Annotated in this window: 25 protein-coding genes and 1 pseudogene; 9 read left to right on the top strand and 17 right to left on the bottom strand. The window is 68.4% G+C overall.

Translation table 11 applies throughout. The annotated features are described in order from the left end of the window. Nucleotides 1–9: 9 nt before the first annotated feature. The 3 genes from RT97_RS24485 to RT97_RS24475 all read right to left on the bottom strand — a co-directional run bounded on the left by RT97_RS24485 (nucleotide 10) and on the right by RT97_RS24475 (nucleotide 1,452). Nucleotides 10–615, bottom strand: coding sequence for an isochorismatase family cysteine hydrolase (locus tag RT97_RS24485; protein ID WP_042581447.1), 606 nt, complete (start codon nucleotides 613–615; stop codon nucleotides 10–12). A 2-nt stretch (nucleotides 616–617) separates the two neighbouring features. Further along, entirely contained in the window at nucleotides 618–1,109 is a 492-nt protein-coding gene (locus tag RT97_RS24480; protein ID WP_042581446.1) for a hemerythrin domain-containing protein, read from the bottom strand. Nucleotides 1,110–1,218: 109 nt separating this feature from the next. Further along, complete coding sequence (locus RT97_RS24475) at nucleotides 1,219–1,452, bottom strand: hypothetical protein (protein ID WP_042581445.1); 234 nt, start codon at nucleotides 1,450–1,452, stop codon at nucleotides 1,219–1,221. A gap of 159 nt (nucleotides 1,453–1,611) precedes the next feature. Here RT97_RS24475 and RT97_RS24470 point away from each other — a divergent pair, with 159 nt between their 5' ends. Then, nucleotides 1,612–1,884, top strand: coding sequence for a hypothetical protein (locus RT97_RS24470; RefSeq protein ID WP_042581444.1), 273 nt, complete (start codon nucleotides 1,612–1,614; stop codon nucleotides 1,882–1,884). A gap of 30 nt (nucleotides 1,885–1,914) precedes the next feature. Here RT97_RS24470 and RT97_RS24465 read toward each other — a convergent pair whose 3' ends face one another. From RT97_RS24465 to RT97_RS24445, 5 genes are read right to left on the bottom strand one after another with little or no spacing between them, the layout of a single operon-like run. Beyond that, on the bottom strand, nucleotides 1,915–3,249 hold the full coding sequence (locus RT97_RS24465) for a four-carbon acid sugar kinase family protein (RefSeq protein ID WP_042581443.1): 1,335 nt from the start codon (nucleotides 3,247–3,249) through the stop codon (nucleotides 1,915–1,917). Next, entirely contained in the window at nucleotides 3,246–4,523 is a 1,278-nt protein-coding gene (locus tag RT97_RS24460; RefSeq protein WP_042581442.1) for a ribulose-bisphosphate carboxylase large subunit family protein, read from the bottom strand. The genes RT97_RS24465 and RT97_RS24460 overlap by 4 nt, the downstream gene beginning before the upstream one ends. Nucleotides 4,524–4,525: 2 nt before the next feature. Further along, nucleotides 4,526–5,065, bottom strand: coding sequence for a VOC family protein (locus RT97_RS24455; protein WP_042581441.1), 540 nt, complete (start codon nucleotides 5,063–5,065; stop codon nucleotides 4,526–4,528). Nucleotides 5,066–5,102: 37 nt separating this feature from the next. After that, the gene (locus RT97_RS24450; protein WP_080898414.1) at nucleotides 5,103–6,998 is read right to left on the bottom strand and encodes a TRAP transporter large permease; all 1,896 of its coding nucleotides are present in this window, start codon (nucleotides 6,996–6,998) and stop codon (nucleotides 5,103–5,105) included. 6 nt (nucleotides 6,999–7,004) lie between these two features. After that, entirely contained in the window at nucleotides 7,005–8,033 is a 1,029-nt protein-coding gene (locus RT97_RS24445; protein WP_042581440.1) for a TRAP transporter substrate-binding protein, read from the bottom strand. 123 nt (nucleotides 8,034–8,156) lie between these two features. Here RT97_RS24445 and RT97_RS24440 point away from each other — a divergent pair, with 123 nt between their 5' ends. Together RT97_RS24440 and RT97_RS24435 are read left to right on the top strand one after the other, a co-directional pair. Next, on the top strand, nucleotides 8,157–9,212 hold the full coding sequence (locus RT97_RS24440) for a LacI family DNA-binding transcriptional regulator (RefSeq protein ID WP_042581439.1): 1,056 nt from the start codon (nucleotides 8,157–8,159) through the stop codon (nucleotides 9,210–9,212). A 242-nt stretch (nucleotides 9,213–9,454) separates the two neighbouring features. After that, the gene (locus tag RT97_RS24435) at nucleotides 9,455–10,924 is read left to right on the top strand and encodes an FAD-dependent monooxygenase (RefSeq protein ID WP_042581466.1); all 1,470 of its coding nucleotides are present in this window, start codon (nucleotides 9,455–9,457) and stop codon (nucleotides 10,922–10,924) included. Between the two features lie 7 nt (nucleotides 10,925–10,931). Here the strand turns inward: RT97_RS24435 and RT97_RS24430 are convergent, their stop codons facing one another. Genes RT97_RS24430 through RT97_RS24420 form a run of 3 tightly spaced genes read right to left on the bottom strand, consistent with a single transcriptional unit; the run spans nucleotide 10,932 to nucleotide 13,833 of the window. Further along, nucleotides 10,932–12,737, bottom strand: coding sequence for an ABC transporter ATP-binding protein (locus RT97_RS24430; RefSeq protein ID WP_042581438.1), 1,806 nt, complete (start codon nucleotides 12,735–12,737; stop codon nucleotides 10,932–10,934). Nucleotides 12,738–12,743: 6 nt separating this feature from the next. After that, nucleotides 12,744–13,391, bottom strand: a complete 648-nt coding sequence (alkB, locus tag RT97_RS24425) for a DNA oxidative demethylase AlkB (protein WP_042581437.1) — start codon at nucleotides 13,389–13,391, stop codon at nucleotides 12,744–12,746. A 40-nt stretch (nucleotides 13,392–13,431) separates the two neighbouring features. Further along, nucleotides 13,432–13,833: a hypothetical protein gene (locus tag RT97_RS24420; protein WP_042581436.1), complete on the bottom strand. Its 402-nt coding sequence runs from the start codon at nucleotides 13,831–13,833 to the stop codon at nucleotides 13,432–13,434. Between the two features lie 268 nt (nucleotides 13,834–14,101). On the opposite strand from RT97_RS24420, the gene RT97_RS24415 reads away from it, so the two are divergent. Both RT97_RS24415 and RT97_RS24410 read left to right on the top strand, forming a co-directional pair. After that, the gene (locus tag RT97_RS24415) at nucleotides 14,102–14,377 is read left to right on the top strand and encodes a hypothetical protein (protein WP_042581435.1); all 276 of its coding nucleotides are present in this window, start codon (nucleotides 14,102–14,104) and stop codon (nucleotides 14,375–14,377) included. A gap of 111 nt (nucleotides 14,378–14,488) precedes the next feature. Beyond that, entirely contained in the window at nucleotides 14,489–16,114 is a 1,626-nt protein-coding gene (locus RT97_RS24410) for a phospholipase D family protein (RefSeq protein ID WP_042581465.1), read from the top strand. Nucleotides 16,115–16,164: 50 nt separating this feature from the next. Here RT97_RS24410 and RT97_RS24405 read toward each other — a convergent pair whose 3' ends face one another. The 5 genes from RT97_RS24405 to RT97_RS24385 form a co-directional block, all read right to left on the bottom strand. Beyond that, nucleotides 16,165–16,422, bottom strand: a complete 258-nt coding sequence (locus tag RT97_RS24405; protein ID WP_042581434.1) for a hypothetical protein — start codon at nucleotides 16,420–16,422, stop codon at nucleotides 16,165–16,167. A gap of 120 nt (nucleotides 16,423–16,542) precedes the next feature. Beyond that, a complete protein-coding gene (locus RT97_RS24400) occupies nucleotides 16,543–17,046 on the bottom strand; it encodes a murein hydrolase activator EnvC family protein (protein WP_042581433.1) in 504 nt (167 codons plus the stop codon). Nucleotides 17,047–17,174: 128 nt separating this feature from the next. Beyond that, complete coding sequence (locus tag RT97_RS24395; protein WP_042581432.1) at nucleotides 17,175–17,663, bottom strand: CreA family protein; 489 nt, start codon at nucleotides 17,661–17,663, stop codon at nucleotides 17,175–17,177. An 8-nt stretch (nucleotides 17,664–17,671) separates the two neighbouring features. Continuing rightward, nucleotides 17,672–18,223 carry an NUDIX hydrolase gene (locus RT97_RS24390; RefSeq protein WP_042581431.1) on the bottom strand — a complete coding sequence of 184 codons (552 nt, stop codon included), beginning with the start codon at nucleotides 18,221–18,223 and terminating at the stop codon, nucleotides 17,672–17,674. Nucleotides 18,224–18,240: 17 nt separating this feature from the next. After that, nucleotides 18,241–18,942 carry a fumarylacetoacetate hydrolase family protein gene (locus RT97_RS24385; protein ID WP_042581430.1) on the bottom strand — a complete coding sequence of 234 codons (702 nt, stop codon included), beginning with the start codon at nucleotides 18,940–18,942 and terminating at the stop codon, nucleotides 18,241–18,243. 157 nt (nucleotides 18,943–19,099) lie between these two features. On the opposite strand from RT97_RS24385, the gene RT97_RS24380 reads away from it, so the two are divergent. Genes RT97_RS24380 through pgeF form a run of 3 tightly spaced genes read left to right on the top strand, consistent with a single transcriptional unit; the run spans nucleotide 19,100 to nucleotide 21,473 of the window. Continuing rightward, nucleotides 19,100–20,008: a tetratricopeptide repeat protein gene (locus RT97_RS24380; protein ID WP_042581464.1), complete on the top strand. Its 909-nt coding sequence runs from the start codon at nucleotides 19,100–19,102 to the stop codon at nucleotides 20,006–20,008. A gap of 31 nt (nucleotides 20,009–20,039) precedes the next feature. Continuing rightward, nucleotides 20,040–20,678, top strand: coding sequence for a maleylacetoacetate isomerase (gene maiA, locus RT97_RS24375; RefSeq protein WP_042581429.1), 639 nt, complete (start codon nucleotides 20,040–20,042; stop codon nucleotides 20,676–20,678). After that, nucleotides 20,679–21,473: a peptidoglycan editing factor PgeF gene (gene pgeF, locus RT97_RS24370; RefSeq protein WP_042581428.1), complete on the top strand. Its 795-nt coding sequence runs from the start codon at nucleotides 20,679–20,681 to the stop codon at nucleotides 21,471–21,473. It abuts the gene before it with no gap. On the opposite strand, the gene RT97_RS24365 is transcribed toward pgeF, so the two are convergent. Next, nucleotides 21,405–21,728 carry a hypothetical protein gene (locus RT97_RS24365; protein WP_042581427.1) on the bottom strand — a complete coding sequence of 108 codons (324 nt, stop codon included), beginning with the start codon at nucleotides 21,726–21,728 and terminating at the stop codon, nucleotides 21,405–21,407. The two genes, pgeF and RT97_RS24365, sit on opposite strands and share 69 nt — an antisense overlap. A 113-nt stretch (nucleotides 21,729–21,841) precedes the next feature. Here RT97_RS24365 and RT97_RS24360 point away from each other — a divergent pair. Continuing rightward, nucleotides 21,842–22,469: pseudogene (locus RT97_RS24360) on the top strand (alpha/beta hydrolase); the annotation flags it as partial.

Below are 22,469 nucleotides of genomic sequence, written 5' to 3'. Positions count from 1 at the left end.
GCTGATCGCTCAGGCGCCGCGCCGCCGCGGCACCAGGCGGATGCGCGAGGAGGGCGTGGTCGGGAGTTTCTGAAACTCTTCCAGTTGACGCAGCACGATGTCGTTGCGGCTGGCCGACTGCGAAGCCACGCAGTCGCGCGGCACCACCACCGCCAGGTCGCGCATGCCTGCCTCGGTGGCCGTGACGAGCACACACTGATCGCTCGCCACGCCGGTGAGGATGAGTCGGCGCGCATCGAGATGTCGCAGCAGCAATTCAAGAGGCGTGCCGAAGAATGCCGATTGCTTGGGTTTGAGCACGAAATAGTCGTCAGGCCCGGGCTGCAAGGTGCGAGTGACGCCTGCGCCCGCGCTGTTGTTCGCGAGCGACTCCTCGACCAGCGCGGGGAAGTCCGAGCGCCACCGGCCGCGGTTGTCGTTCGCGTAGATGACGGGCACGCCGGCCTTGCGGCAACGGGCCTTGAGCGCGGCGATGCGCGGTGCGATCGCCGCGGCCCGCGGCAAGAGTTTGTCAGCGTCCGGGAAGTCCCAGCAGTTGATCATGTCGATGATCAACAGCGCGGTATGTCCGGCCGCGCGCTCCGGTGCCAGAACTCCGGACGGCTTGGGCGGCATCCCTAGGCAGGTTCACCCATCAGTTCGGCCATCAGCTCTTCCTTGCGCGCGGCGAGCTGCTCACGCATGGCGACGAGGTCCAGCTTGGTGGCGCGCGCCTTGGGGAACATCTCGTTGCGCTCTTCCTTGACATGGTGGTCGATGTATTCGCCGAGGACCTTCACCTTGGCGTCGAACATGTCGTCGATGTCGGTGGCGTCCTGGAGCTGGGCGATCAGGTCCTTGGCGGTGGAATGTTCCACCTCGGCTTCGTCGAGCAGGTCGGTTTCCTTGATGGCCTCGCGCACGGCAGGGTAGAAGATCTCTTCCTCGATCTGCGCATGCACGGTCAGTTCCATGCAGATCTGGTTGGCCAGCTCGCGCTTCTTGCCGGTGGCGCTGGCGGCCTTGGACTCCATGAGTTCCTCGTAGGCGGAGAACATCTTCTTGACGTTCTTGTGGTCGGTATCGAGCAGGCTGCATGCATCGGGCTGTGCGCGCTTGGTGGTGGGCATCGTGGGCTCCTGGTGGGGTGGTGGGGAAAGCAAAGATGCGCAGCACGGTGAGGCGCCTGCGTAGGAATTCATCGCGTGCGCATGCAAGGCGCGCAGCACGTGCCCACACCTACTTCTCTTCGGTCTTGAAGAGACCCCGGATGTTCAGCGCCGCCAGGCACACCTGCAGCGCGATCAGCGCCCACGCCTGCGTGTGCACGCCCCACACGACCCACAGCACGTTGCTCGCCAGGAAGACCCAGAAGCCGACGTTGCGGCGGCCTTTTGCATTCGAGCCCACGAGCCAGGCGGCGGCGACCGAGGCGGCGAAGGCCGGCCATTGGACGAGGGAGAGGATTTCCATGATGGGCGTGCTTGTATGTGGATGTTCGTGGACCGTAGCGCACGCCATCGCCGTCGATCCGGTGCTTGTGCCGACGCGCGACGTGGGCCGGTTCTCACACGGATCGCTCGGGGAGCAGTGCAGATTGAAGTCCGATCACAAAGAAAGACAAGGCCACCCATGGACACCACCTCACCGCCGCTCGACGAGCGTCTCGTCACATTCACCTACCGGGGCTGGATGTTCCAGTGCCGCGCGGAGCGGATCGACGACCTGACCTACCGGCCCGTCGTGCGCTGCCTCGGGCGGTCGGACAAGACCGAAGACATCGAGTTGCCCGACGACACGGACAACGTCTCCTACGCCACCGAAGTGGAGGCGCTGCGCCATGCCGAGCAGCAGGCGGTGCGCTGGGTGCACGACCGCACCAGCGACGGACAAGGACAGATGTAGGGCAAGGAGCGCGACGCAACGCGGCGTGTTTCAGCTCGCGCCGTGCACCAGGCGTTCGAACACGTCTTCCGTGCCCATCTGGCCACCCTTGAGCATGATTTCCATGCCGTCGAGCCGCGCGTCGTCGCTGTGCACGCGGCACAGCGAGGCGCCGGCGCCCATGTCGGCCACGTAGGAGAGCCCCCAGGCATCCAGTGCCTGTACGCCGTGGCTCGAGGTGTCGCCACCGGCGACGCCCACGCGGCGCAGCGGCGTTCGCGCCAGCACACGAACCAGCAATTCACCACCGGCGCGCGCGAGTGCCTGCGCGTCGACGTCGGGCGCGGGCGCTGCCTGTTCGGGCGGGCGCGTGCAGGCGAGGACGTTGTGTCCGAGCGCGAGCGCCTGCGCAATGTCCTGGGCATGGCGCTCCAGCGTGGGCGAGTCGTGCCGTGCGAGCTTCGGCGCATCGAGCCACACGATGTCGAACGACGACGCGGCGGCCACCTGCCGCGCCGTGACGGGCGAAAGGCTGCCGGCAAGCACGAGCACGGGGCCGGTCGCTGGCGTCACCGGTTGCGTCGTAAGCGCATGCGAGCGTGTGTCCAGCGCAGTGGCCAGCGCGTCGATCACGCTGCTCGGCCCCACTGCCAGCAACGTGTCGCGCAGCGCCTCTGCCCACAGCACCTGGCCGATGGCCTCCAGCTGCGCCGCATCGGCCACGTCGAACAGCACGGCCTCGGCGGGCTTGGCGGGCGCGGGCGGGTGCAGCGTGCCTTGCAGCGCCTCGCCGAGCGCATCGGCACCCTTCGACGCGATCGTGAATGGAATGGAGCGCACGTCGGCCAGGCCCTGCCCGGCCAGGTGCAGCCGCAGGTCGGCTTCGTGCATCGGAGTGACGGGGTGCCGGCTCATCGTCGGATGACGGTCGATGCGGAACACCTCGCCGCCGGCGCCGGCCGCGGCGAACAGGTTGCCGAAGAGACAATGCCGGCCGAGATTCGGTTGCCCGCCGACGATGGCGGTCCAGGGCTGCGCGACCGCGCCGCGCAATGCGCGCACGGCCGCGCCGATGGAGCCGATGTGCGGTGCGCTGTCGAAGGTCGAGCAGGTCTTGTAGTGCAGCACGCGCGCGCCGAGCGAGCGGAACAGCGCTGCGACGGGCGCGAGTTCGGCCTGCATCGCTTCGGGCGTCATGGCGCGCGCCGCGCCTGCGATGCCCAGCACGTCGAGCGGGCCGGCGCGTTCGAGCCGCGCGGCATCGGGCGTTTCCAGGAACAGCAGCGCCCGAAGCCCGGCGCGGGCCGCGGTGCCGAGCGTGTCGGTCGCGCCGGTGAAATCGTCGCCGTAGTAGACGACGGCCGGCGCCGGGTTCGCTGGCGTCACGGCTTGCCGAAGAAGGCGAGGGCGCGCGCGAGTTCGGGCGCGCTCTTCGCCGCGTCCTGCAGCGTCGTGCCTGCGCGCGCCGCCGACCACGCCTGACGGATGCTGGTCACGCCGGCTTCCGCGCCGTCCGGGTGCGCGAGGATGCCGCCGCCCGCCATGAAAAGCAGGTCGTCGCTGCCGATGGCGGCCCAGGTGGCGGGCACGGTGCCGGCCCACTGGCCCGAGGAGAAGGCGGGCATCACGCGGTCGTCCGCAGCATCGGTCGAATCGGTCAGCGGCGTGAAGCAGTCGCGCGCCGATTCGATCACTTCGCTGTCGGGCTGCGAGAACTTGCCCTGCAGGCCGTGCACATGCATGTGGTCAACACCTGCGAGGCGCCAGAGCGTCTGGTACGCCTGGAACGAAATGCCCAGCAGCGGATGCCGCGACAGCGCGCCGTACCCATTGCGGTGGCCGTGCAGCGCCAGGCCCGTGTGGCGCCGCAGCGTCTGGATACCCGAGTGCCCGCACCAGTTGAGGCTGGCCATCACGCAGGAGCCGCCTTCGCGCTCAACCAGATCGGCATGCCGCTTCATCGCATCGGTTTCGTCTGTGATGTTGAAGGCCACCATCACGTGCTTGCCGGTGCGCTCCTGGTGGGCGCGCACGACCGCCATCACGGCGGGCACGCGCTCGGCGAGCGGGGCATGCGCAGGGTCTGCGCAGACCTCGTCGTCCTTGATGAAGTCGACGCCCGCGGCGCAGAGCCGTCCGACCAGCGCGGCGGTCTCCGCCGCCGAGAGGCCCACGTTCGGCTTGATGATCGTGCCGACCAGCGCACCGCTTGCCACGCCGGTGGCGCGGCGCGTGCCCGCGATGCCGACGCGCGGCATCTCGAACTGCGCGCGGTAGGCGGCCGGCACGTGCAGCGATTCGAGCCGCAGGCCCGTCACTTCGCCCAGGTCGTACAGGTTGCCCGACACCGTCGCGGCAAGCGTCGGCAGGTTGGCGCCGATGTTCGCCACGGGAAACGAGATGTCGACGTGCGCGCGCCGCCACGGGCCGCGCGTTCCCTTGCGTTCGAGCAATGCGTTCGGCAGGCTCGGCGCCTCGACCGGCGCGAGCTCGGTGATCGCTTCGACCGTCGCGCGCGCACGTTCGCGCAGCGCATCGGTCTCGCCCTCCACCCGCGTGAAGGTGCCGCACGATTGCTCGCCGGCCATCACCTCGGCGACGGCGGCCGGTTCCACCGGCGTCTCGATGAGATAGCGCGCGCGGATGCGTTCGGCCGCCATCGTCACAGCTTGCTCAGGTCGGGGAAGGGCCGCACGGGCTCGCTGCCGTCCCAGCCTTCGGAGGCGCTGCGGATCAGGTCGAACATCTTGCCCTTCGGGCCCGCCACTTCCGACAGCTCGATCACCGTGCCCGGGTGGTACTCGGTGTCGAAGTAGATGAAGCGGCCGCGCTCGCCCACTTCGCCGCTCATCACGGGCTTGAAGCCCTGCGCGGTGAGGCGCGCGAGGTCGGCGTCGTAGTCGGCCGTCCAGTAGGCGACGTGCTGCAGGCCGGTGCGCCCGGCCTGGAGGAAGTCGCGGTACATCGAGGGCACGTCGTTGCGCGTCTGGATCAGCTCGACCTGCACGTAGCCCGAGTTGGCCAGCGCCACCGAGTTGTGCGGCTCGTGCGCCTCGCCGTTGTAGCGGTAGTTCTTGATGGGCACCTTCGGGTTGTAGAACCACGGGCCCACGCCCAGTTTGGTGCTCCAGTAGTCCATGGCGGCTTCGATGTCGTGCACGACATAGCCCAGCTGGCGGATCTCGCCGAGGAATCGACTCATTGGGGTTGGCTCCGGTGATGTGAGTGTGTTGTTGTGATCAGAATTTCAGGAAGCCGGTCGAGAACCACGGGAAGGCGGCCACGATCACCAGGCCCACCAGCATCGCGGCGATGTAGCCCCAGATGTGGCGGATGCCTTCGTCGGGGTTGACCTTGCTCACGGCGCAGGCGCCGTAGTAGCCGACGCCGAAGGGCGGTGCGAAGAGGCCGATGCCCATCGAGAAGATCACCACCATCGCGTAGTGCACCTCGTGCACGCCCGCCGCCTTGGCGATGGGGAAGAGGAGCGGTCCGAACAGCACGATGGCCGGAATGCCCTCGAGCACGCTCCCCAGCACGATGAACGCGACGATCGATACGGCCAGGAAGCCATACGCGCCGCCGGGCAGCGCGCCCATGATGCGGGCCAGGTCCTGCGAGAAGCCCGACTGCGTGAGGCCCCAGGCCATGGCTGTGGCGCAGCCGACGATGAAGATGATCGCGCCCGAGAGCGAGGCGGTGTCGATCAGCATCGGCTTCAGGCGCTTCCAGTCGAATTGCCGGTACACGAAGAGGCCGACCAGCGCCGAATACACGATGCCGATGGTCGACACCTCGGTGGCCGTGGCCACGCCCTCGACCACGGCGGCGCGGATCACGAAGGGCAGCAGCACCGCGGGCAGCGCGACCAGGAGGAGCTTGCCGATCTCGCGCTTGCTGTAGCGCTGCACGCCGCTCAGGTCTTCGCGGCGGTAGCGCCACCACACGACCACGCACAGCGCCGCGCCGAGCACCACGGCCGGCAGCAGCCCGCCCGTGAAGAGCGCGGCAATCGAGATGCCGGTGACCGAGCCGATGGTGATGAGCACGATCGAGGGCGGAATGGTCTCGGTCTGCGCGCCGGTGGCCGAGAGCAGCGCCACCAGGTCGCCGGGCTTGGCGCCGCGCTTGACCATCTCGGGGAAGAGCACGGGCGCGATGGCCGCCATGTCGGCGATCTTGGAGCCCGAGATGCCCGACACCAGGTACATCGCGCCGATCAGCACGTACGAGAGGCCGCCGCGCACGTGGCCCAGCAGGCTTGCGAGGAACTGGATCATGGCGCGCGCCATGCCCGTCATCTCGATCAGCGCGCCCAGGAAGATGAAGAGCGGCACCGCGAGCAGGATCAGGTGCGACATGCCTTCGTCCAGCCGCCCCACCATGACCAGCAGCGGCGTGCGCGTGGTGAGCGCCAGGTAGCCGAAGGTGGCGAGCGCGAACGAGAACGCGATCGGCACGCCCGAGAGCACCGTGGCGGCCACCACGATCACGAAGAAGATCACCAGGTTGAACTTGCCGAGCGTCGCGAACAGCGGCGCGGCGAGCCAGAAGGCGCCCACCAGCGCGGCCATGCCGAGCACCGCCACGGCGATCTGCCTGCCGGTGCACACCCGCACCAGGCGCAGCAGCGCCATCACCAGCATGATGCCGATGCCCGCCGGAATGGCGGCGGCGCGCCAGGCGTTGCTGATCTCCAGCGCGGGCGTGACGATGAACGACTCCTCGTGCGCGTAGTCGATCGAGGGCCAGATGATGAGCACCAGGAACGCGACCGATGCAGCGATGGCGAAGGCATCGAGCATGGCGCGCGTGGAGGGCGTGACCTTCTGCAGCAGCGCCGTCATGCGCATGTGCTCGCCGCGCCGCAGCGCCACCACGGCGCCCAGCATCGAGAGCCAGAGGAAGAGGATCGACGCGAGCTCGTCCGACCACACCAGCGGCGCATGGAACACGTAGCGCGAGACCACGCCCGCGAACAGCACGCAGATCTCGGCCAGCACCAGCAGCGCGGCCAGGGCCTCGACCGCGCCGCCGAGCACGCGGTCGGCGCGCCCGGCGATGCCGCTCAGCGCATTGGCCGAGGGCCCGGCGCCCACGAACGGGGCCGCCTCGAAAGTGGATTCATGCACCATGGACGCTCAGGCCAGCTTGCCGACGGCGCCTTCGAGCAGCGCCCACGCCTCGGGGCCGAAGCGGCCCTTCCACTCGCCGTAGAAGCCCGATTCGCGCAGCTTGGCGCGGAAGGTGTCGGCCGTGGGGCGGTTGATGGTGAGGCCCTTGGCCTGCAGGTCGCCGACCACCGATTCGTTGAGCTTCTTGATGTCTTCGCGCTGCTGCATGCCCGCGTCGTTGATGGCGCGCGCGACGATGGTCTTCAGGTCGTCGGGCAAGGCGTCCCACGCGCGGCCGTTGGCGATGAACCAGTAGCCGTCCCAGATGTGGTTGGTGAGCGAGCAGAACTTCTGCACTTCGAAGAGCTTGGCGACCTGGATGATGGGCAGCGGGTTCTCCTGCGCATCGACGATCTTGGTCTGCAGGGCCGAGTACACCTCGCTGAACTGCAGGCTCGCGGGCGCGGCGCCCAGGCCCTTGAACATCGAGATCGAGAGCGGGCTCACCGGCACGCGGATCTTCAGCCCGTCCATGTCTTTCGCATTCGTGACGGCCGCCTTGCTGCTGGTGGTCTGGCGGAAGCCGTTGTCCCACATCTTCTCGAAGGCGTAGAGGCGCGACTTGGCGATGGCGCCGCGCACGTGCGCGCCGAGCTTGCCGTCCATCGCGGCCCAGACCTGGTTGTAGTCGCTGAACGCGAAGCCCACCGCATTGATGGCCGCCACCGGCACGAGCGTGGCGATGACGAGCGCCGAAGGCGTGAAGAACTCGATGCCGCCCGAGCGCACCTGCGCGAGCATGTCGGTGTCGCCGCCCAGCTGGTTGTTCGGGAAGATCTTGATCTCGACCCGGCCCTTGGTTTCCTTGGCGATGCGGTCCGCGGCTTCCTGCGCGCGGATGTTCAGCGGGTGGCTCAGCGGCAGGTTGTTGCCGTACTTGTACGAAAACTCCGCGGCGCGCGCGATGCGCGGCACGGCCGACACGATGCCGGCGGCGGGGAAGGCGGAAAGGGTGCGCAGGGCATCTCTGCGATTCGGGCGGGTCAGCGAGTTCATGTTTTGTCTCCAGGATCTTCGGAATGCGGTTGATGCAATCTGATGCATCAGTGGATTCGGGCCACAGCGAAGATAAAAGGATGCATCATCCGGGTCAAACTTGGTTCTGATGGTTTTTGATGTATGCGGGATAACCCTTCACCTCCTTCCGATGCACGGCGCGCACGCGTGGTGGACATCGCCCGCGCGGCGCAGGTCTCCACCGCCACGGTCGATCGCGTGCTCAACCGGCGGCCCGGCGTGCGCGATGCCACGGTGCAGCGCGTGCTCAAGGCCGCGGGCGAACTCGACTACCTGCCGGGGCCCGAACTCTATGCGGCGCTGACGCCGCCGCCGCTGCGGCTCGTGTTCCTGCTGCCCGCGGGCACCAACCGCTTCATCCGCATGCTGGGCGACATGGTGGGTTACTCGCAGGAGCACTGGGCGCCGTTCAACGTGCAGTGCCGCACGGTGTTCATCGAGAGCTTCAATCCCCATGAGCTGGCGGACGCGTTGCGCAAGCACGGCCAGCGCTGCGATGGCATCGCGATGATGGCGCTCGAACATCCGGCGGTACGTGAAGCGGTGGCTGCGCTGGCAGCGCGCGGGCTGCCGGTGGTCACGCTGATCTCGGACCTGTCGAACTCCGAGCGCGCCGCGTTCGTGGGGCTGGACAACCGCGCGGCCGGGCGCACGGCGGGCTACCTCATCGGCCGCTTCATCGGCGCGCGCGCGGCGAAGGTCGCGCTCATCGCGGGCAGCCTCAGCTACAAGGCGCATGAGGAGCGCGAGGCCGGCTTCCTGCACGTCATCGACGAGATGTTCCCGCGGCTCGAGGTGGTCGGCCTGCGCGAAGGCCAGGACGACGCGGGCAAGAACTACCGCCAGACGCGCGCCCTGCTGGAGCAATACCCCGACATGGGCGGCATCTACAACATCGGCGGGGCATCGGACGGCGTGGCGCGCGCGCTGAAGGAAGCGGGGCGCGAGCAGAAGGTGGTCTTCATCGGCCACGGCCTCACGCCCGACACGCGCGCATTGCTGATCGACGGCAGCATGGACGCGGTGATCACGCAGAGCCCGCACACCACGCTGATGAGCTGCGTGCGCATCTTCACCAACCTGCGCGACAAGCGCGAGGCGCTGAGCGGCGTGGAGACGACGCGCAGCCAGGTGATCTTTCGCGAGAACCTGCCGTAGCGCGGGTCCTTGGCGTGGGTCTTCCGAGAGTGATCTTGCGGGGGAGAGCCTGGTGGAAACGTCGCGGGCCGCGAGGGCCGTACCCGTCTCCTGGCACTTCCAGAATATAACTGACCGGGGCCCTTGCAGAAGCCCCGGGGGTGTACTTCAGAATCGCCGGCCCTTGCCGGAGTCGGCGGAAATCGGAGTCACTGAATGCATTTGTTTTTGTCTGTGCAATGGCCGCGGATCGGAGCGCGGCAATGAGCGCGCACGCGGTGTTGATCGCCGGCGGCGGCCCGACCGGGCTGATGCTGGCAGGCGAACTGGCGCTCGCGGGCATCGACGTGGCCATCGTCGAGCGGCGCGAGAACCAGGAGGTCGACGGGTCGCGCGCGGGCGGCCTGCATGCCCGCACGCTCGAGGTGCTCGACCAGCGCGGCATCGTCGAGCGCTTTCTCGCGCTGGGGCAGGTGCACCGCGCCGTGCATTTCCGCACGGCGATGGACATCGGCGACTTTCCTTCGCGCCACAACTGCAGCCTCGCGCTGTGGCAGCGCCACACCGAGCGCCTGCTGGCCGGCTGGGTCGGCGAACTGGGCGTGACGGTCCATCGCGGATGCGAGGTGACGGCCTTCGCGCAGGACGGCTCGGGCGTCGATGTCGTGCTCTCCGACGGCCGGCAACTGCGAGCCGCATACCTGGTCGGATGCGACGGCGGCCGCAGCCTCGTGCGCAAGACGGCCGGCATCGGCTTTCCCGGATGGGAGCCGACCACGAGCTGGCTGATGGCCGAGGTCGCGATGACGGAGGAGCCGAAGTGGGGCTTTCACGAGAACGCCTTCGGCATCCATGCGATCGGCAAGGCCGAGAACACCGAGAAGGCCCTGGCGCGCGTGGTGCTGACCGATCGGCAACTGCAGCGCGACGCCCACCCCACGCTGCACGATGCGCGCGAGGCGCTGGTCGCTGTCTATGGCACCGACTTCGGCGCGCACAGCCCCACCTGGATCTCGCGCTTCACCGACATGACGCGCCAGGCGGATGCGTATCGCGACCGCCGCGTGCTGCTGGCCGGCGACGCGGCGCACGTGCATCCGCCGATCGGCGGGCAGGGCCTGAACCTCGGGGTGCAGGATGCGGTGAACCTGGGGTGGAAGCTCGCGCAGGTGGTCAAGGGCACATCGGCTGACAGCCTGCTCGACACGTACCACGCCGAACGCCACCCGGTGGCCGCGCGCGTGCTTCGCCACACGATGGCGAATGTCGCGCTGCGCCGCACCGACGACCGCACCAAGGCACTGGACGAGACGCTCGCCGAACTGTTCGCGATGGACGAACCGCGCAAGCGGCTGGTCGCGGACATGTCGGGCCTGGGCATTCGCTACGACCTGGGCGAGGGGCACCCGCTGCTCGGGCGGCGGATGCCCGATCTCGATCTCGTCACTGCCGAGGGGCCGCTGCGGGTCTTCGCATTGCTGCATGCGGCGCGGCCGGTGCTGCTCAACCTCGGCGAACCCGGCGGCTTCGACATCGCGCCGTGGGCGGACCGGGTCCGTCAGGTCGATGGCCGGTCCGAAGGCGCGTGGGAGCTGCCGGCCATCGGAGAAGTCGAGGCGCCCGCTGCCGTACTGATTCGGCCAGACGGCCATGTGGCATGGGTGGGCGATTCGGCGCAGCAGGGGCTGGCCGAGGCACTGACCACCTGGTTCGGACCGCCTTCCGCGGGGTAGCTCCAGCTCAGGCCGGCGCAGTCATGCGCTGCAGCAGCGGCTGGCGCGCGAGCACTTCGTCGCGCGGCCCGTGGTCGAGCACATGGCCGGCTTCCATCAGCAGCACGGTGTCGAAACGCTCGAGCAGGCTCAGGCGGTGGATCGACGCGATCACGCAGGCGTTGGGGAACGCATTGGCGATGCGCTCGAGCACGCGCGCCTCGGTATTGGCGTCGAGCGCGCTCGTGGGTTCGTCGAGCAGCAGCAGCGAGCTTCCTTCGGCCGCGAGCACGCCGCGCGCGAGGCACAGGCGCTGGCGCTGTCCGCCCGAGAGATTGAAGCCGCGCTCCGACACGGCCGTGTCGAGGTCGCCGTGGTTGGCCTTGAGCACTTCGTCGAAGGTGCTGGTGTGCAGCGCGGCGAGCAGGCGCGCATCGTCCGCCGGCTGACCAAAGGCGAGGTTCTCGCGCACGCTGGCCTCGAAGAGTTCGGTCTCCTGCGGGATCAGCGTGGCAAGGCGACGCAACTGCGGCCAGTCGACCGGCTGTCCGTCGAGCATGAGCGTGCCGGCATTCGGCGCGTAGAGGCCCGCGAGCACGCGCAGCAGCGTGCTCTTGCCGCCGCCGCTCGGGCCGACGAGGGCCACGCGCTGGCCGCGGCGCAGGGTGAGGGCGACGTCGTGCAATCCGCTGCGCGGCGGCTCGTTGGCATCGGCGACGGGTTCGCCGCGCGGCGCGTACCTCCACTGGAGCGCGTCGACGCCGAGCTGGGCCCATGTCGCACCGGCGTCGATGCGCTCGCGCTCGGGCACCTGCTCGGGTGCGGTGGCCAGCACGTCGCCCGAAGGCGCCTGCCAGATCGGCTCGGCGCTGGAGTAGTCGGTGTGCATGCGCGCGAAGAAGCTGAAGTTAGCGGCCACCGAGGTCACCACGCCGGCCGCCTGCTGCGCGTACTGGTAGATCATGAATACCGCGCCCAGCATCACCGCCTGGCCCGGCGTGCGCGCCTGCCACACGTAGATCACGACGAGGCCCCAGGTGAGCGCCAGCCCCATCAGGTCGACCGCGAACCACTTGCCTTCGTTCAGCACCACGGTGCGCTTGAGCGGCAGCGAAATCGCCGCCATGCGACGGCGCAGCAAGAGGCGTGACGCGCCCTGCAGCCGCAGGCCGATCACCGTCGATGCGTTGCCCAGGAAGTCGAGCAACGCGGACACATAGCGCCGGTCGGCGTCGTTCTCGGCGCGCGCGAGCTTCATGAGCGCGCGGTCGATGCGCACGATCACCAGGCCGATCAGCACATAGCCCGCGAGGGCAGTCACCCCGCTCGTGCGCGACAGCAGCGCCAGCGCCACCAGCGGCCCGACGAAGTTGACCGCGTTGGTGAGCCAGATGAACTGGTTCTGCGCGAAGTCCGCGAGCGCGCGGCTGGCCTGGTGCACGCGGTGCTGCAGCTCGCCCGAATGGTGGCCGTCGTGCCAGGCCAGCGGTGCGGCTGCGATGCGCGCATAGAGCTCGTCGGCCAGGCGCTCCCGCACCTTGAGGCCCACGTTGCGCTCCAGGATGCGGCCCGGCCCGTGCAGCGCCCACGCGCCCACATACACCGCGGCCAGCGTGCCGATCCAGCGGCCCGCGCCGCCGAAGTCGCTGCGCTGCAGCGCGTTGATCGCCTGGCCGGCGAGGTAGGGAAGCGTGAGGCGGATCAGCTGCGACGACGCGAGCAGCGCGGTGGCGCCGAGCAATTGCCCGCGCGCGCCGGCCGCGAAGTGCCAGAGCGCGGCATAGAGCGCGCGGATCGCGTTGCCGGGGTCATTGGTCTCGGTCGTCTTCTGCATGCGTGGTCAGCCGGCTTTGCGGAATGTAAGGTTGATGCGCAGGCTGCCCAGCGCCGGATGCGGCTGGTCCTTGAGCGGCAGCACGCCGTGGTAGCGCAGACGGTCTTCGCCGCCCCACACCACGACATCGCCGTGCGCGAGAGGAATGCGAGTGGCCTTGTCGCCGCGCGCATGCCCGCCGAACAGGAACACGGCCGGCATGCCGAGCGAGACCGAGACGATCGGCGCGCCGTAGTCGTGCTCGTCCTTGTCCTGATGCAGCGAGAGCCGCACGCCGGGTTCGTAGCGGTTGACGAGGCAGGCATCGGGCGCGAAGCCCTCGAAGCCGGCGGCCGAAGCGGCCTCGCGGGCGAGGCGCGAGAACGCCTCGGGCATGGCGGGCCACGGCTTGCCGGAGTCGGGGTCGGTGGCGCTGTAGCGGTAGCCGCGGCGGTCGCTGGTCCAGCCGAGCGCGCCGCAGTTGGTGAGCGCGACCGACATCGTGAAGCCACCGGGGGTGACGAGGTGGCGGAAGGGCGCGTCTTGCGCGACCGCCTTCACTGCCGAGAGCAACGCGTCGGCAAAGGGCAGGGCGAAACCGGGGAGGACGAAGGCGCCGGGACCGATCGCTTCGCGGGCACTGCGGGGAGGGTCGTCGAACAGGTCGAGCGTCATGCGGCAGGCCGGCCCGCGCGGGCCGGCGCGGAAGAAACGACTAGCGGACCGTCGACATCACCGTCGCGCGGCACCGTGGCTGGTCGCGGGGTGCGAGCAGGTTGCAGTTGTTGAGCGCGCGCTCCTGCATGTCGCTGAGCTTCGGGCGCTCCTGCTGATACTGCGGCTGCCGCTGGTACTCGGGCACGTACACCGGTGCGGGCTCCTGCCAGCGCTGGCGGCCTTCGTACTCGCGGCGCTGTTCGTATTCGCGCCGTTCGTACTCGCGGCGATCCTGGCGTTCGCGGTCGTGGCGCAGTTGCCGCATGCAGGAGTTGAAGTCCATGCCCGAGCGGCCGCTGGCGCAGTAGCGGCGGTCGTTTTCGTAGCTGTATTCGCCCTGTGCCATGGCGGGGACGGCGCTCATGAGGCCGAGGACTGCGAAGAGAGCGAGTTTTTTCATGATGCGTGGCCTGTTCTGTGATTGCCGTTTGTCTGTGCAGTGTGAAAGGTCTGCCGTGCGCCGAATGTAGCCGGTCGTCCTGCACGCACGTAGGGTCGAAGCTGCCGGCGCATGCGACTGCATGCTCAACGTCTGACGAATGCGCCGAGCCGACGCAGCCGGCCGCCTGCCTTACCTCCGAAACCCTTGCATCCCATGAACACGTGAGGTAGTACTAAGGGATTCACTTATTGGAATCGGCGGTACAAAGGCTTATGGTCAAACGACTATGGACACAGTGCGCCTCGATATCCACGTCCCGGAAGGTTGGGCATGCTGGATCGAGCTCGCGCGTACGCCCCACGGCACTTATGCGGGGCTCGCGGAACTGAGCCACCTGGGCATTGCGCGGTGCGCGCTCGTGATCACGCAGCAGCTGTCGTGGGAGTCCGCGATCGAGCGAGCGACGGTGCGCGCGGACCACTTCGTGCGGCAATGGATGCCGCAGCGCAGCCCGCGACCCGCGCCCGACGCCGGGGCAACCACGGTACCTGGCGACGCCTAGCCTTTGCGCCGGGCCGGTCGCACCAAGGCGCGGCGCGCTCATGGTAGAAACCGCGAGCCGCGGATGTCCTGCATTCCGCTTCGTGCGCCTGCCCCCACCTTTCTCGCTTCCATGACCCACATCCCCGATCGGGTTGAAAAACCGTGCGCCCGGTGGCTGGCGTGGCTGATCGCCGGCATCGCCGCGCTCTGCATGGCCGGTTGCGCGGGCCTGCCCACCGACGTCCAGCGCAAGCCCTCGGCGGCCATCGCCGACGGGCCGGAGACGATGCTCGGCCGCCTCGTCAAAGCGGCCGCGCCGCCCGGCGAACCCTTGAGCGGATTCCGCCTGCTGCCGATGCCGCAGTTCTCGCTGCATGCGCGCATCGAACTCGCGCGCCGCGCGCAGCGCTCCATCGACGTGCAGTACTACCTCGTGCAGAACGACGAGACCGGCCGCTACCTGCTGCGCGCCCTGCGCGATGCGGCGGACCGCGGCGTGCGCGTGCGCCTTTTGGTGGACGACCTCTACACGGCGGGCGCCGATCCGCTCTTCACCAGCTTCGCCTCGCACCCGAACGTCGAGGTGCGCCTCTTCAACCCGTTTCCCGCGGGGCGCGACCGCTTCGGCACGCGCTGGGCCGCGTCGCTCTTCGACTTCGACCGCGTGCACCGCCGCATGCACAACAAGCTCTACGTGGTGGACAACACGATGGCGGTCATGGGTGGCCGCAACATCGCCAACGAGTATTTCCTGCGCGACGGTGGCTCGAACTTCATCGACATCGACACGCTGGTCGCCGGCGCCGTGGTGCCCCGGTTGTCGTCACTGTTCGACATCTACTGGAACAGCCCCTACGTGTATCCCATCGAAGCGCTGGTCGCCAAGGGCGGCGAATCGCAAACGGAACTGCGCGAACGCTTCGACCGCCTGACCAGCGGCCCCGAGACGCTGCATCCCGAGGAGCCCGACTCCACTGACCTGCTGGGCAACAACCCGCTGGCCAAGGACCTGGATGCCGGCACGCTGAAGCTGGCCTGGGCGCGCGCCGAAGCGTATGCCGACCCGCCGGCCAAGGCGCTGGCGCCGACGCCGGAAGGACGCGGCCTGCCCGCCGACGAGGCGAGCGAGAGCGTGCTCTACAACGTGCGGCGTTACCTGGTCGGCGCGCAGAGCGAGATCATGCAGACCACGCCCTACCTGATACCCGGGCGCGGCGGCATGGAATCGATCCGCGTCATCCGCGGCAACGGGGTGAGCTACAGCATCGTGACCAATTCGCTCGCGGCCACCGACGAGTCGCTGGTGCACATCGGCTACCGGCGCTACCGCGCACAGATGCTGCGGCTGGGCGTAGAGCTCTACGAGCTCAGCCCCAAGCGGGTGGAGGAGACCAAGCGCTTCGGCATGTACGGCTCGGCGAGCGGGCGGCTGCACGGCAAGTCGGCGGTGATCGACCGCAAGACGGTGTTCATCGGCTCGATGAATTTCGATCCGCGCTCGGAGCTGCACAACACCGAGATCGGCATCTTCATCTTCAGCCCGCAGATTGCGCAGCAGCTCACCAGCCTGATCGGCTTCATCCGCCTGGACGGCGCCTACCAGCTGCAACTGGGACCCAGGGGCGGCATCGAATGGGTGAGCCCGGCATCGGGCGATGCGGCCGACACCATCCTGCACACGGAGCCCGAAACGCATTTCTGGGCGCGCTGGAAGCTGGAGCTTCTGGCGCCGCTGGTGCCCGAGAGCCTGCTCTAGCGTCATTCGCCGCCGGTGCCCGCACTGGGGCGGGGCGGGGCGGGGCGGGCCTAGCGGACGGTGGACATGACCGTCGCGCGGCAGCGCGCACGGTCCTGGCGAGTGGGCAGCACGATGCAGTTGTCGAGCGCGCGCTGCTGCATGTCGCTCAGGCGCGGGCCTTCGCGCGGGGCTTCCCGCTCCGGCTCGTAGTAGGGCCGCGGCGGCGGACGGCCGTAGTAGTCGTAGTCGCGATCGCGGCCGTGGCGGGTCGTTTCGCAACCGACGAGGCTCAGCGCCAGAAGGCCACCCCAAAGAATCAGACGCAAGTTCGTTCTCCATTTCGAAGGGAAGGGCTGCAAGACGTGCCCCACCCCGGTTGCGTGCAGCTTAGTACGTACGAAGGGAACAACCTGAAGAAAAGATGAAATGCAGCCGCCGCGGAATACTTACTGCTGCAGACGGCCGCTGAGGTACGGCTCGGGATCGACGGCGGTGCCGTTCTTGCGGATCTCGAAATGCAGCTTCACGCGATCGGCGTCGCTGCGGCCCATTTCGGCGATCTTCTCGCCCTGGCGAACGACCGCGTTTTCCTTCACGAGGATGGTCTGCGCGTGGGCGTAGGCCGTGAGGAAAGTGTCGTTGTGCTTGATGATGACCATGTTGCCGTAGGAGCGCAGTTCGCCGCCCACGTACACCACGCGGCCGTCGGCCGATGCCACGATGGGGTCGCCCAGGTTGCCGGCGATGTCCAGCCCCTTGTTGCGCACGCCGTCGAAGCGGCCGATGGTGGTGCCGCTCGCCGGACGGATGAAGAGCGCCTGCTTCGCCGGGGGCGGGGTGACGGTCTGGCCGGGCCGTGCCGGAGGCAGGGGCGTGGTGGTACAGGCGGCGAGAGACGCGGCGACCAGCGCTGCGGCGCCGGTGCGGAAAAGGAAAGTCTGGATATGCATGGCGCTGTTGGAACGGGTTCGTTGCGGAGGGTTCCTGCGGTCTGGCACGCCGGGCGCGCCACGCGGGGGATGCTAGCAAACTCGTGCGTACCTTCCGCAAGAGCGGAATGCGCGAAGGGCTATCGCCGCTACTTCAGCGGAATCGGCGTGCCACGGTCGATGGGCACCGCGGTCACGCTGTTCTTGGGCGAGCCGTCGATCAGCAGGTCCGAGTAGGTGAGGTAGACCAGCGTGTTGCGCTTGGCATCGACCATGCGCACCACGCGCAGGCGCTTGAAGAGCACCGAGAGGCGCTCGCTGTACACCTCTTCGCGCTTGGGCAGAGGCTGCGTGATGCTCACCGGCCCGACCTGGCGGCATGCGATGGAGGCCTCGGCCTTGTCCTCGGCCACGCCGAAGGCGCCGGCGAGGCCGCCGGTCTTGGAGCGCGAGACATAGCAGGTCACGCCGTTGACCTTGGGGTCGTCGTAGGCCTCGATCACGATCTTGTGGTCGGGGCCGATGAGCTTGAAGGCGGTGTCGACTTCGCCCACCGTCTCCGCCCTGGCAGCCGTTGCCGCCAGTGCAAAGCCGAGGCTGACGCCGCAGAAGAGGGTGGCGCGAAGTGTCTTGTTCATGAGGTGGGTCAAACGATGCTGAGTTCGTGCACGCGGTCGAAGCTGCCGCGGCGGCGGTCTTCGAAGAAATGTTCCAGCGCCTCGCGCACGGTGCGAAAGGCGATCTCGTCCCAGGGGATCTCTTCTTCGGTGAAGAGCTTCGCCTCGATGGTTTCGTGGCCGGGGTCGAACTTGTCGTCCAGCAGCCGCGCGCGGTAGAACAGGTGGACCTGGCCCACGCGCACGACGCTGATCACGGCGAACAGGCCCTGCATCTCGAAGTTCGCGCCGGCCTCCTCGTCGGTCTCGCGCGCGGCGCCCTGCGCGGTGGTTTCCTCCAGCTCCATGAAGCCCGCGGGCAGCGTCCACTTGCCCCAGCGCGGCTCGATGTTGCGCTTGCACAGCAGCACCTTGTCGCCCAGGACCGGGATGGTGCCCACCACGTTCAGCGGGTTCTCGTAGTGGATCGTGTGGCAGGACGGGCAGACCGCGCGCGGCTTGGTGTCGCCGTCGTCCGGGACGCGGTAGACCACCGCGGTGCCGCAGTTCTTGCAGTGCTTGATGGGGACGCGCAGGAGCATGGGCGGTGCTGCCGTCTTCAGGCGATCTTGACGGTGAGCGTCGGCAGGCCCGCGACCTTGCCCACGAGCGTGTCGCCCGACACCACGGCGGCAACGCCTTCGGGCGTGCCGCTGTAGATCAGGTCGCCGGGCTGCAGCTCCCAGGCGGCCGACAGGTGCTCGATGGTCTCGGCCACGTTCCAGATCAGCTTGCTCACGGTGCTGCGCTGGCGGTCGGTGCCGTTCACCTGCAGCGAGATTTCAGCGTTCTCGGCATCGCCGGCTGCGGCCACCGGCACGATCGGGCCGATGGGGGCGCTCTCCTCGAAACCCTTGCCGATGTCCCAGGGGCGGCCCTGCTTCTTCATTTCGCCCTGCAGGTCGCGGCGCGTCATGTCCAGGCCGACGGCGTAGCCGTAGATGTGCTTGTGCGCATCGGCCGCCTTGATGTTCTTGCCGCCGGTGCCGATGGCGACCACGAGTTCGATCTCGTGGTGCAGGTTCTTGGTGAGCGAGGGGTAGGCCATGGTGCCGGTCTGGCCTTCGTCGACCACGACCAGCGCATCGGTGGGCTTCATGAAGAAGAAGGGCGGCTCGCGGCCGGTGAAGCCCATTTCCTTGGCGTGATCTTCGTAGTTGCGGCCCACGCAGTAGATGCGGTGCACCGGAAAGCGGGCGGGCTGTCCGGCCACCGGAACCGAAACGGTGGCGGGCGGGGCGAAAACAAACTCGGAAGCCATTGCGACGTGTCCTTTTTCAGCGAAACGGGAGGGGAGACCGGCAGTGTGCCAGAGGCCGCACAGGGCTGCCGGAGCGCCGCACCGGGGGTCTCCGGCCGCTTCACAATAGGCGCCCTGCGTTTGCAACGTGTTCTTCCTCGATTTTTCCCGCCACACCATGCCCATCCGAATCGGCAAAGCCGGCAAAGCCACCGCCTTCAACGAACTCGGCCGCCGGCGCGACGAAGAGGGCGACCAGGACGGCGCCCTGGAGGCCTACGCCCAGGCGAGCGCCATTCATCCCGGCTGGTCGGTGCCCTGGTACAACACCGGCCTCATCCACAAGTACCGCGGCGAGTGGGCCGCGTCGCTGGAGGCCAACGCGCGGGCCGTGCAATGCGAGCCGGGCAACGAGGGCGCGCTGTGGAACCTGGGCATCGCCGCCACCGCGCTCGGCGACTGGACCACGGCGCGGCGGGCCTGGCAGCAGTACGGCATCCAGGTTCCCGAGGGCGAAGGGCCGATCGACTTCTTCATCGGGCTCACGCCGATCCGCGTGCATGGCGACGAGGCCAGCGAGGTCGTCTGGTCGGACCGCATCGACCCGGCGCGCGCCATCCTGCGCAACGTGCCGTCGGCCGCGTGCGGGCACCGCTTCGGCGACCTGGTGCTGCACGACGGCGCGGCCAATGGCTATCGCAAGCACGGCGACAGGGAGGTTCCGGTGTTCGATGCGCTGGAACTCATCGCACCCTCGGACTATTCGACCTACGAAGTCTGGATCGACGATGCCACGGAGAAAGACATCAACGCGCTCATCGAGCGCTTCGAACTCGCGGGCGCAGCTGCCGAGAACTGGACCACCAGCATCCAGGTGCTCTGCAAGGCCTGCTCCGAAGGCCGGCCCGACGGCGAGCACAACCATGCGCCCGGCGAGCCGCCCGAGGCCTTCGGGCCATGGCATGTGGGCATCGCCGCCCGCGAGGAGGCGCATGCGCGCCGCATCCTCGACGAATGGCATCGGCTCACTCCGAAGGCCGCGCTGCGCGATTTCGGTTGCATCCTGCGGGCCACCCCGCGGTCCTAGCGCGCCGGTGGGCGCTATCCTTGGAAAAATCATGAAGCTGCATAACTATTTCCGTTCCTCCTCCTCGTTCCGTGTGCGTATCGCCCTCAGCCTGAAGGGCCTGGACTACGAGTACGTTCCCGTGCACATCGCGCGCGGCGAACACCGCACCGGCCCGTACGCCACCATCTCGGCCGACAAGCTCGTGCCGCTGCTCGAAGACGAGGGCGAGCGCTTCTCGCAGTCGCTGGCCATCATGGAATACCTCGACGAGACGCACCCTGAGCCGCCGCTGTTGCCGAGCGGCCCGGTGGGCCGCGCCCACGTGCGCGCGCTGGCCCAGTCCATTGCCTGCGAGATCCACCCGCTCAACAACCTGCGCGTGCTCAAGTACCTCGTGAAGGACCTGAAGCTGGACGACGAAGCCAAGAACGCCTGGTACCGCCACTGGGTGCGCGACGGCATGGAGGCCTTCGAGCGCCAGCTCGCTCTGCATCCGGGCAGCACCTTCTGCTACGGCGACACCCCGACGCTGGCCGATTGCTGCCTCGTGCCGCAGATCTTCAACGGCCGCCGCTTCGATTGCGATTTCAGCGGCCTGCCGCGCAGCATGGCCGCCTTCGAGGCCTGCATGGCGCTCGACGCCTTCCAGCGCGCGCAGCCTTCGCAAGCCCCCGACGCGGAAGCCTGATTGACCGCCGCCGTCATCGATCCGCGCTGGCTCGTGCCGGAATGGCCCGCACCGTCGAACGTGCGGGCCGTGTGCACCACGCGCGAGGGCGGCGTTTCGCACGGCCGCTACGAGAGCCTGAACCTCGGCGACCACGTGGGCGACCTGGCAGCGGACGTGGCCGAGAACCGCCATCGCCTCGGGCAAGCCATTGCCGCGCGGCCGGTGTTCCTGCAGCAGGTGCACGGCACGGGCGTCGTGACGCTCGATGCCGACTCGGAGCTCGTGCGCGACGCCACGGCGGCCGATGCCTGCACGGCGACGGCGATCGGGCTGGCCTGCACGATCATGGTGGCGGATTGCCTGCCCGTGCTCTTCACCGACGAGTCGGGCCAAAGGGTGGCGGCCGCGCACGCGGGCTGGCGTGGCCTTGCGGGCGGCGTGCTCGAGGAGGCCGCCCGTTGCTTCGCGTCCGAGCCGCAAGCCGGACCGGCACGAGGCGAGAGCCGGGTGATCGCGTGGCTCGGCCCGTGCATCGGGCCGAAGGCCTTCGAGGTCGGTGAGGAAGTGAAAGCGGCGTTCGAGGCGCATGCGCCGGAAGCTGCAAACTGTTTCAAGCCCGCGGGCGCGCCGGGCAAATGGCTGGCGGACCTGCCTGCGCTCGCGCGGCAGCGGCTGCGCTCGGTGGGTGTCGATGCAGCGTACGGCAACGACGGCGGCGATGCGTGGTGCACCGTCGCCAACCCGTCACGTTTCTTTTCGCACCGGCGCGACGGCGTCAGCGGGCGCTTCGCCGCGCTGGTCTGGAAGGCCTGAGTCTTCCGGTACTTTTGCCGCTGCTTCTGCGGCGGCGCGGCGTGCCGCTTCCTGCGCGTCGGCCTCGCGCTGCTTGATCGCGCGGCGCCGCCCCGGCGTCCCCATCAGGTAAACCACCAGTGCCACCGGCGCCAATCCGTACAAAAGAAATGTGAAGATGGCGCCCAGCACGGTGCCCGTGGTGGCAGTGGCTTCGGCCACCGCCATCATCACGGCGACGTAGAGCCAGCCGATCACGATCAGATGTATGAACACTAGAAGTTTCAGTCGGTAAGAGGAAAGAGCGGCGTTGTGGGTGCCGTGCGAATGCAGGATACTCAAAACACGCACCCATCCGGATTCGATTCAGGCGAGGACCAGGAGACATGATGAAGCAACAAGCGACGGGGGCGGATGCATTCGCGCCCTTCCAGCAGGCACTTTCCGAGGGATGGACCCAGGCGCTGGCATCGTTCCAGCAGTCCCTCGCGAAGGGGGGCTCGGCCTTCGATGTCGGCGGCACCCCGCTGTGGCAGTTGCCGCAGGGCGCAAAGTTGCCCGATCTGCCCAAGATCGCCATCGACCCGCAGAAGCTCCAATCCATCCAGCAGCAGTACGTCGCGGACGCCACCGCCCTCTGGGGCCAGGGTTTCCAGGCCAGGCCCGAGGGCGACAAGCGCTTCGCCTCCGATGCATGGGGCAGCAACCCGCTTGCAGCCTTCTCGGCCGCGGTGTATCTCCTCAATGGCCGCACGATGCTCAGCATGGCCGAGGCCATCGATGCCGACGAAAAGACCAAGGCCCGCCTGCGCTTCGCGGTCGAGCAGTGGATGGCCGCTTCGTCCCCCAGCAACTCGCTCGCCTTCAACGCCGAGGCCCAGAAGAAGGCCATCGACTCGCAGGGCGAGAGCATCGCCAGGGGCATCCAGAACCTGCTCAACGACGTCAAGCAGGGCCACCTGAGCATGACCGACGAGAGCGCCTTCGAAGTGGGGCGCAACGTGGCGACCACCGAGG

The organism is Variovorax paradoxus (genome assembly GCF_000834655.1).
Lineage (GTDB): Bacteria > Pseudomonadota > Gammaproteobacteria > Burkholderiales > Burkholderiaceae_C > Variovorax > Variovorax paradoxus_F.
Note: the sequence above shows the minus strand (reverse complement) of the source record. Positions and strands in the feature narration are given on the sequence as shown.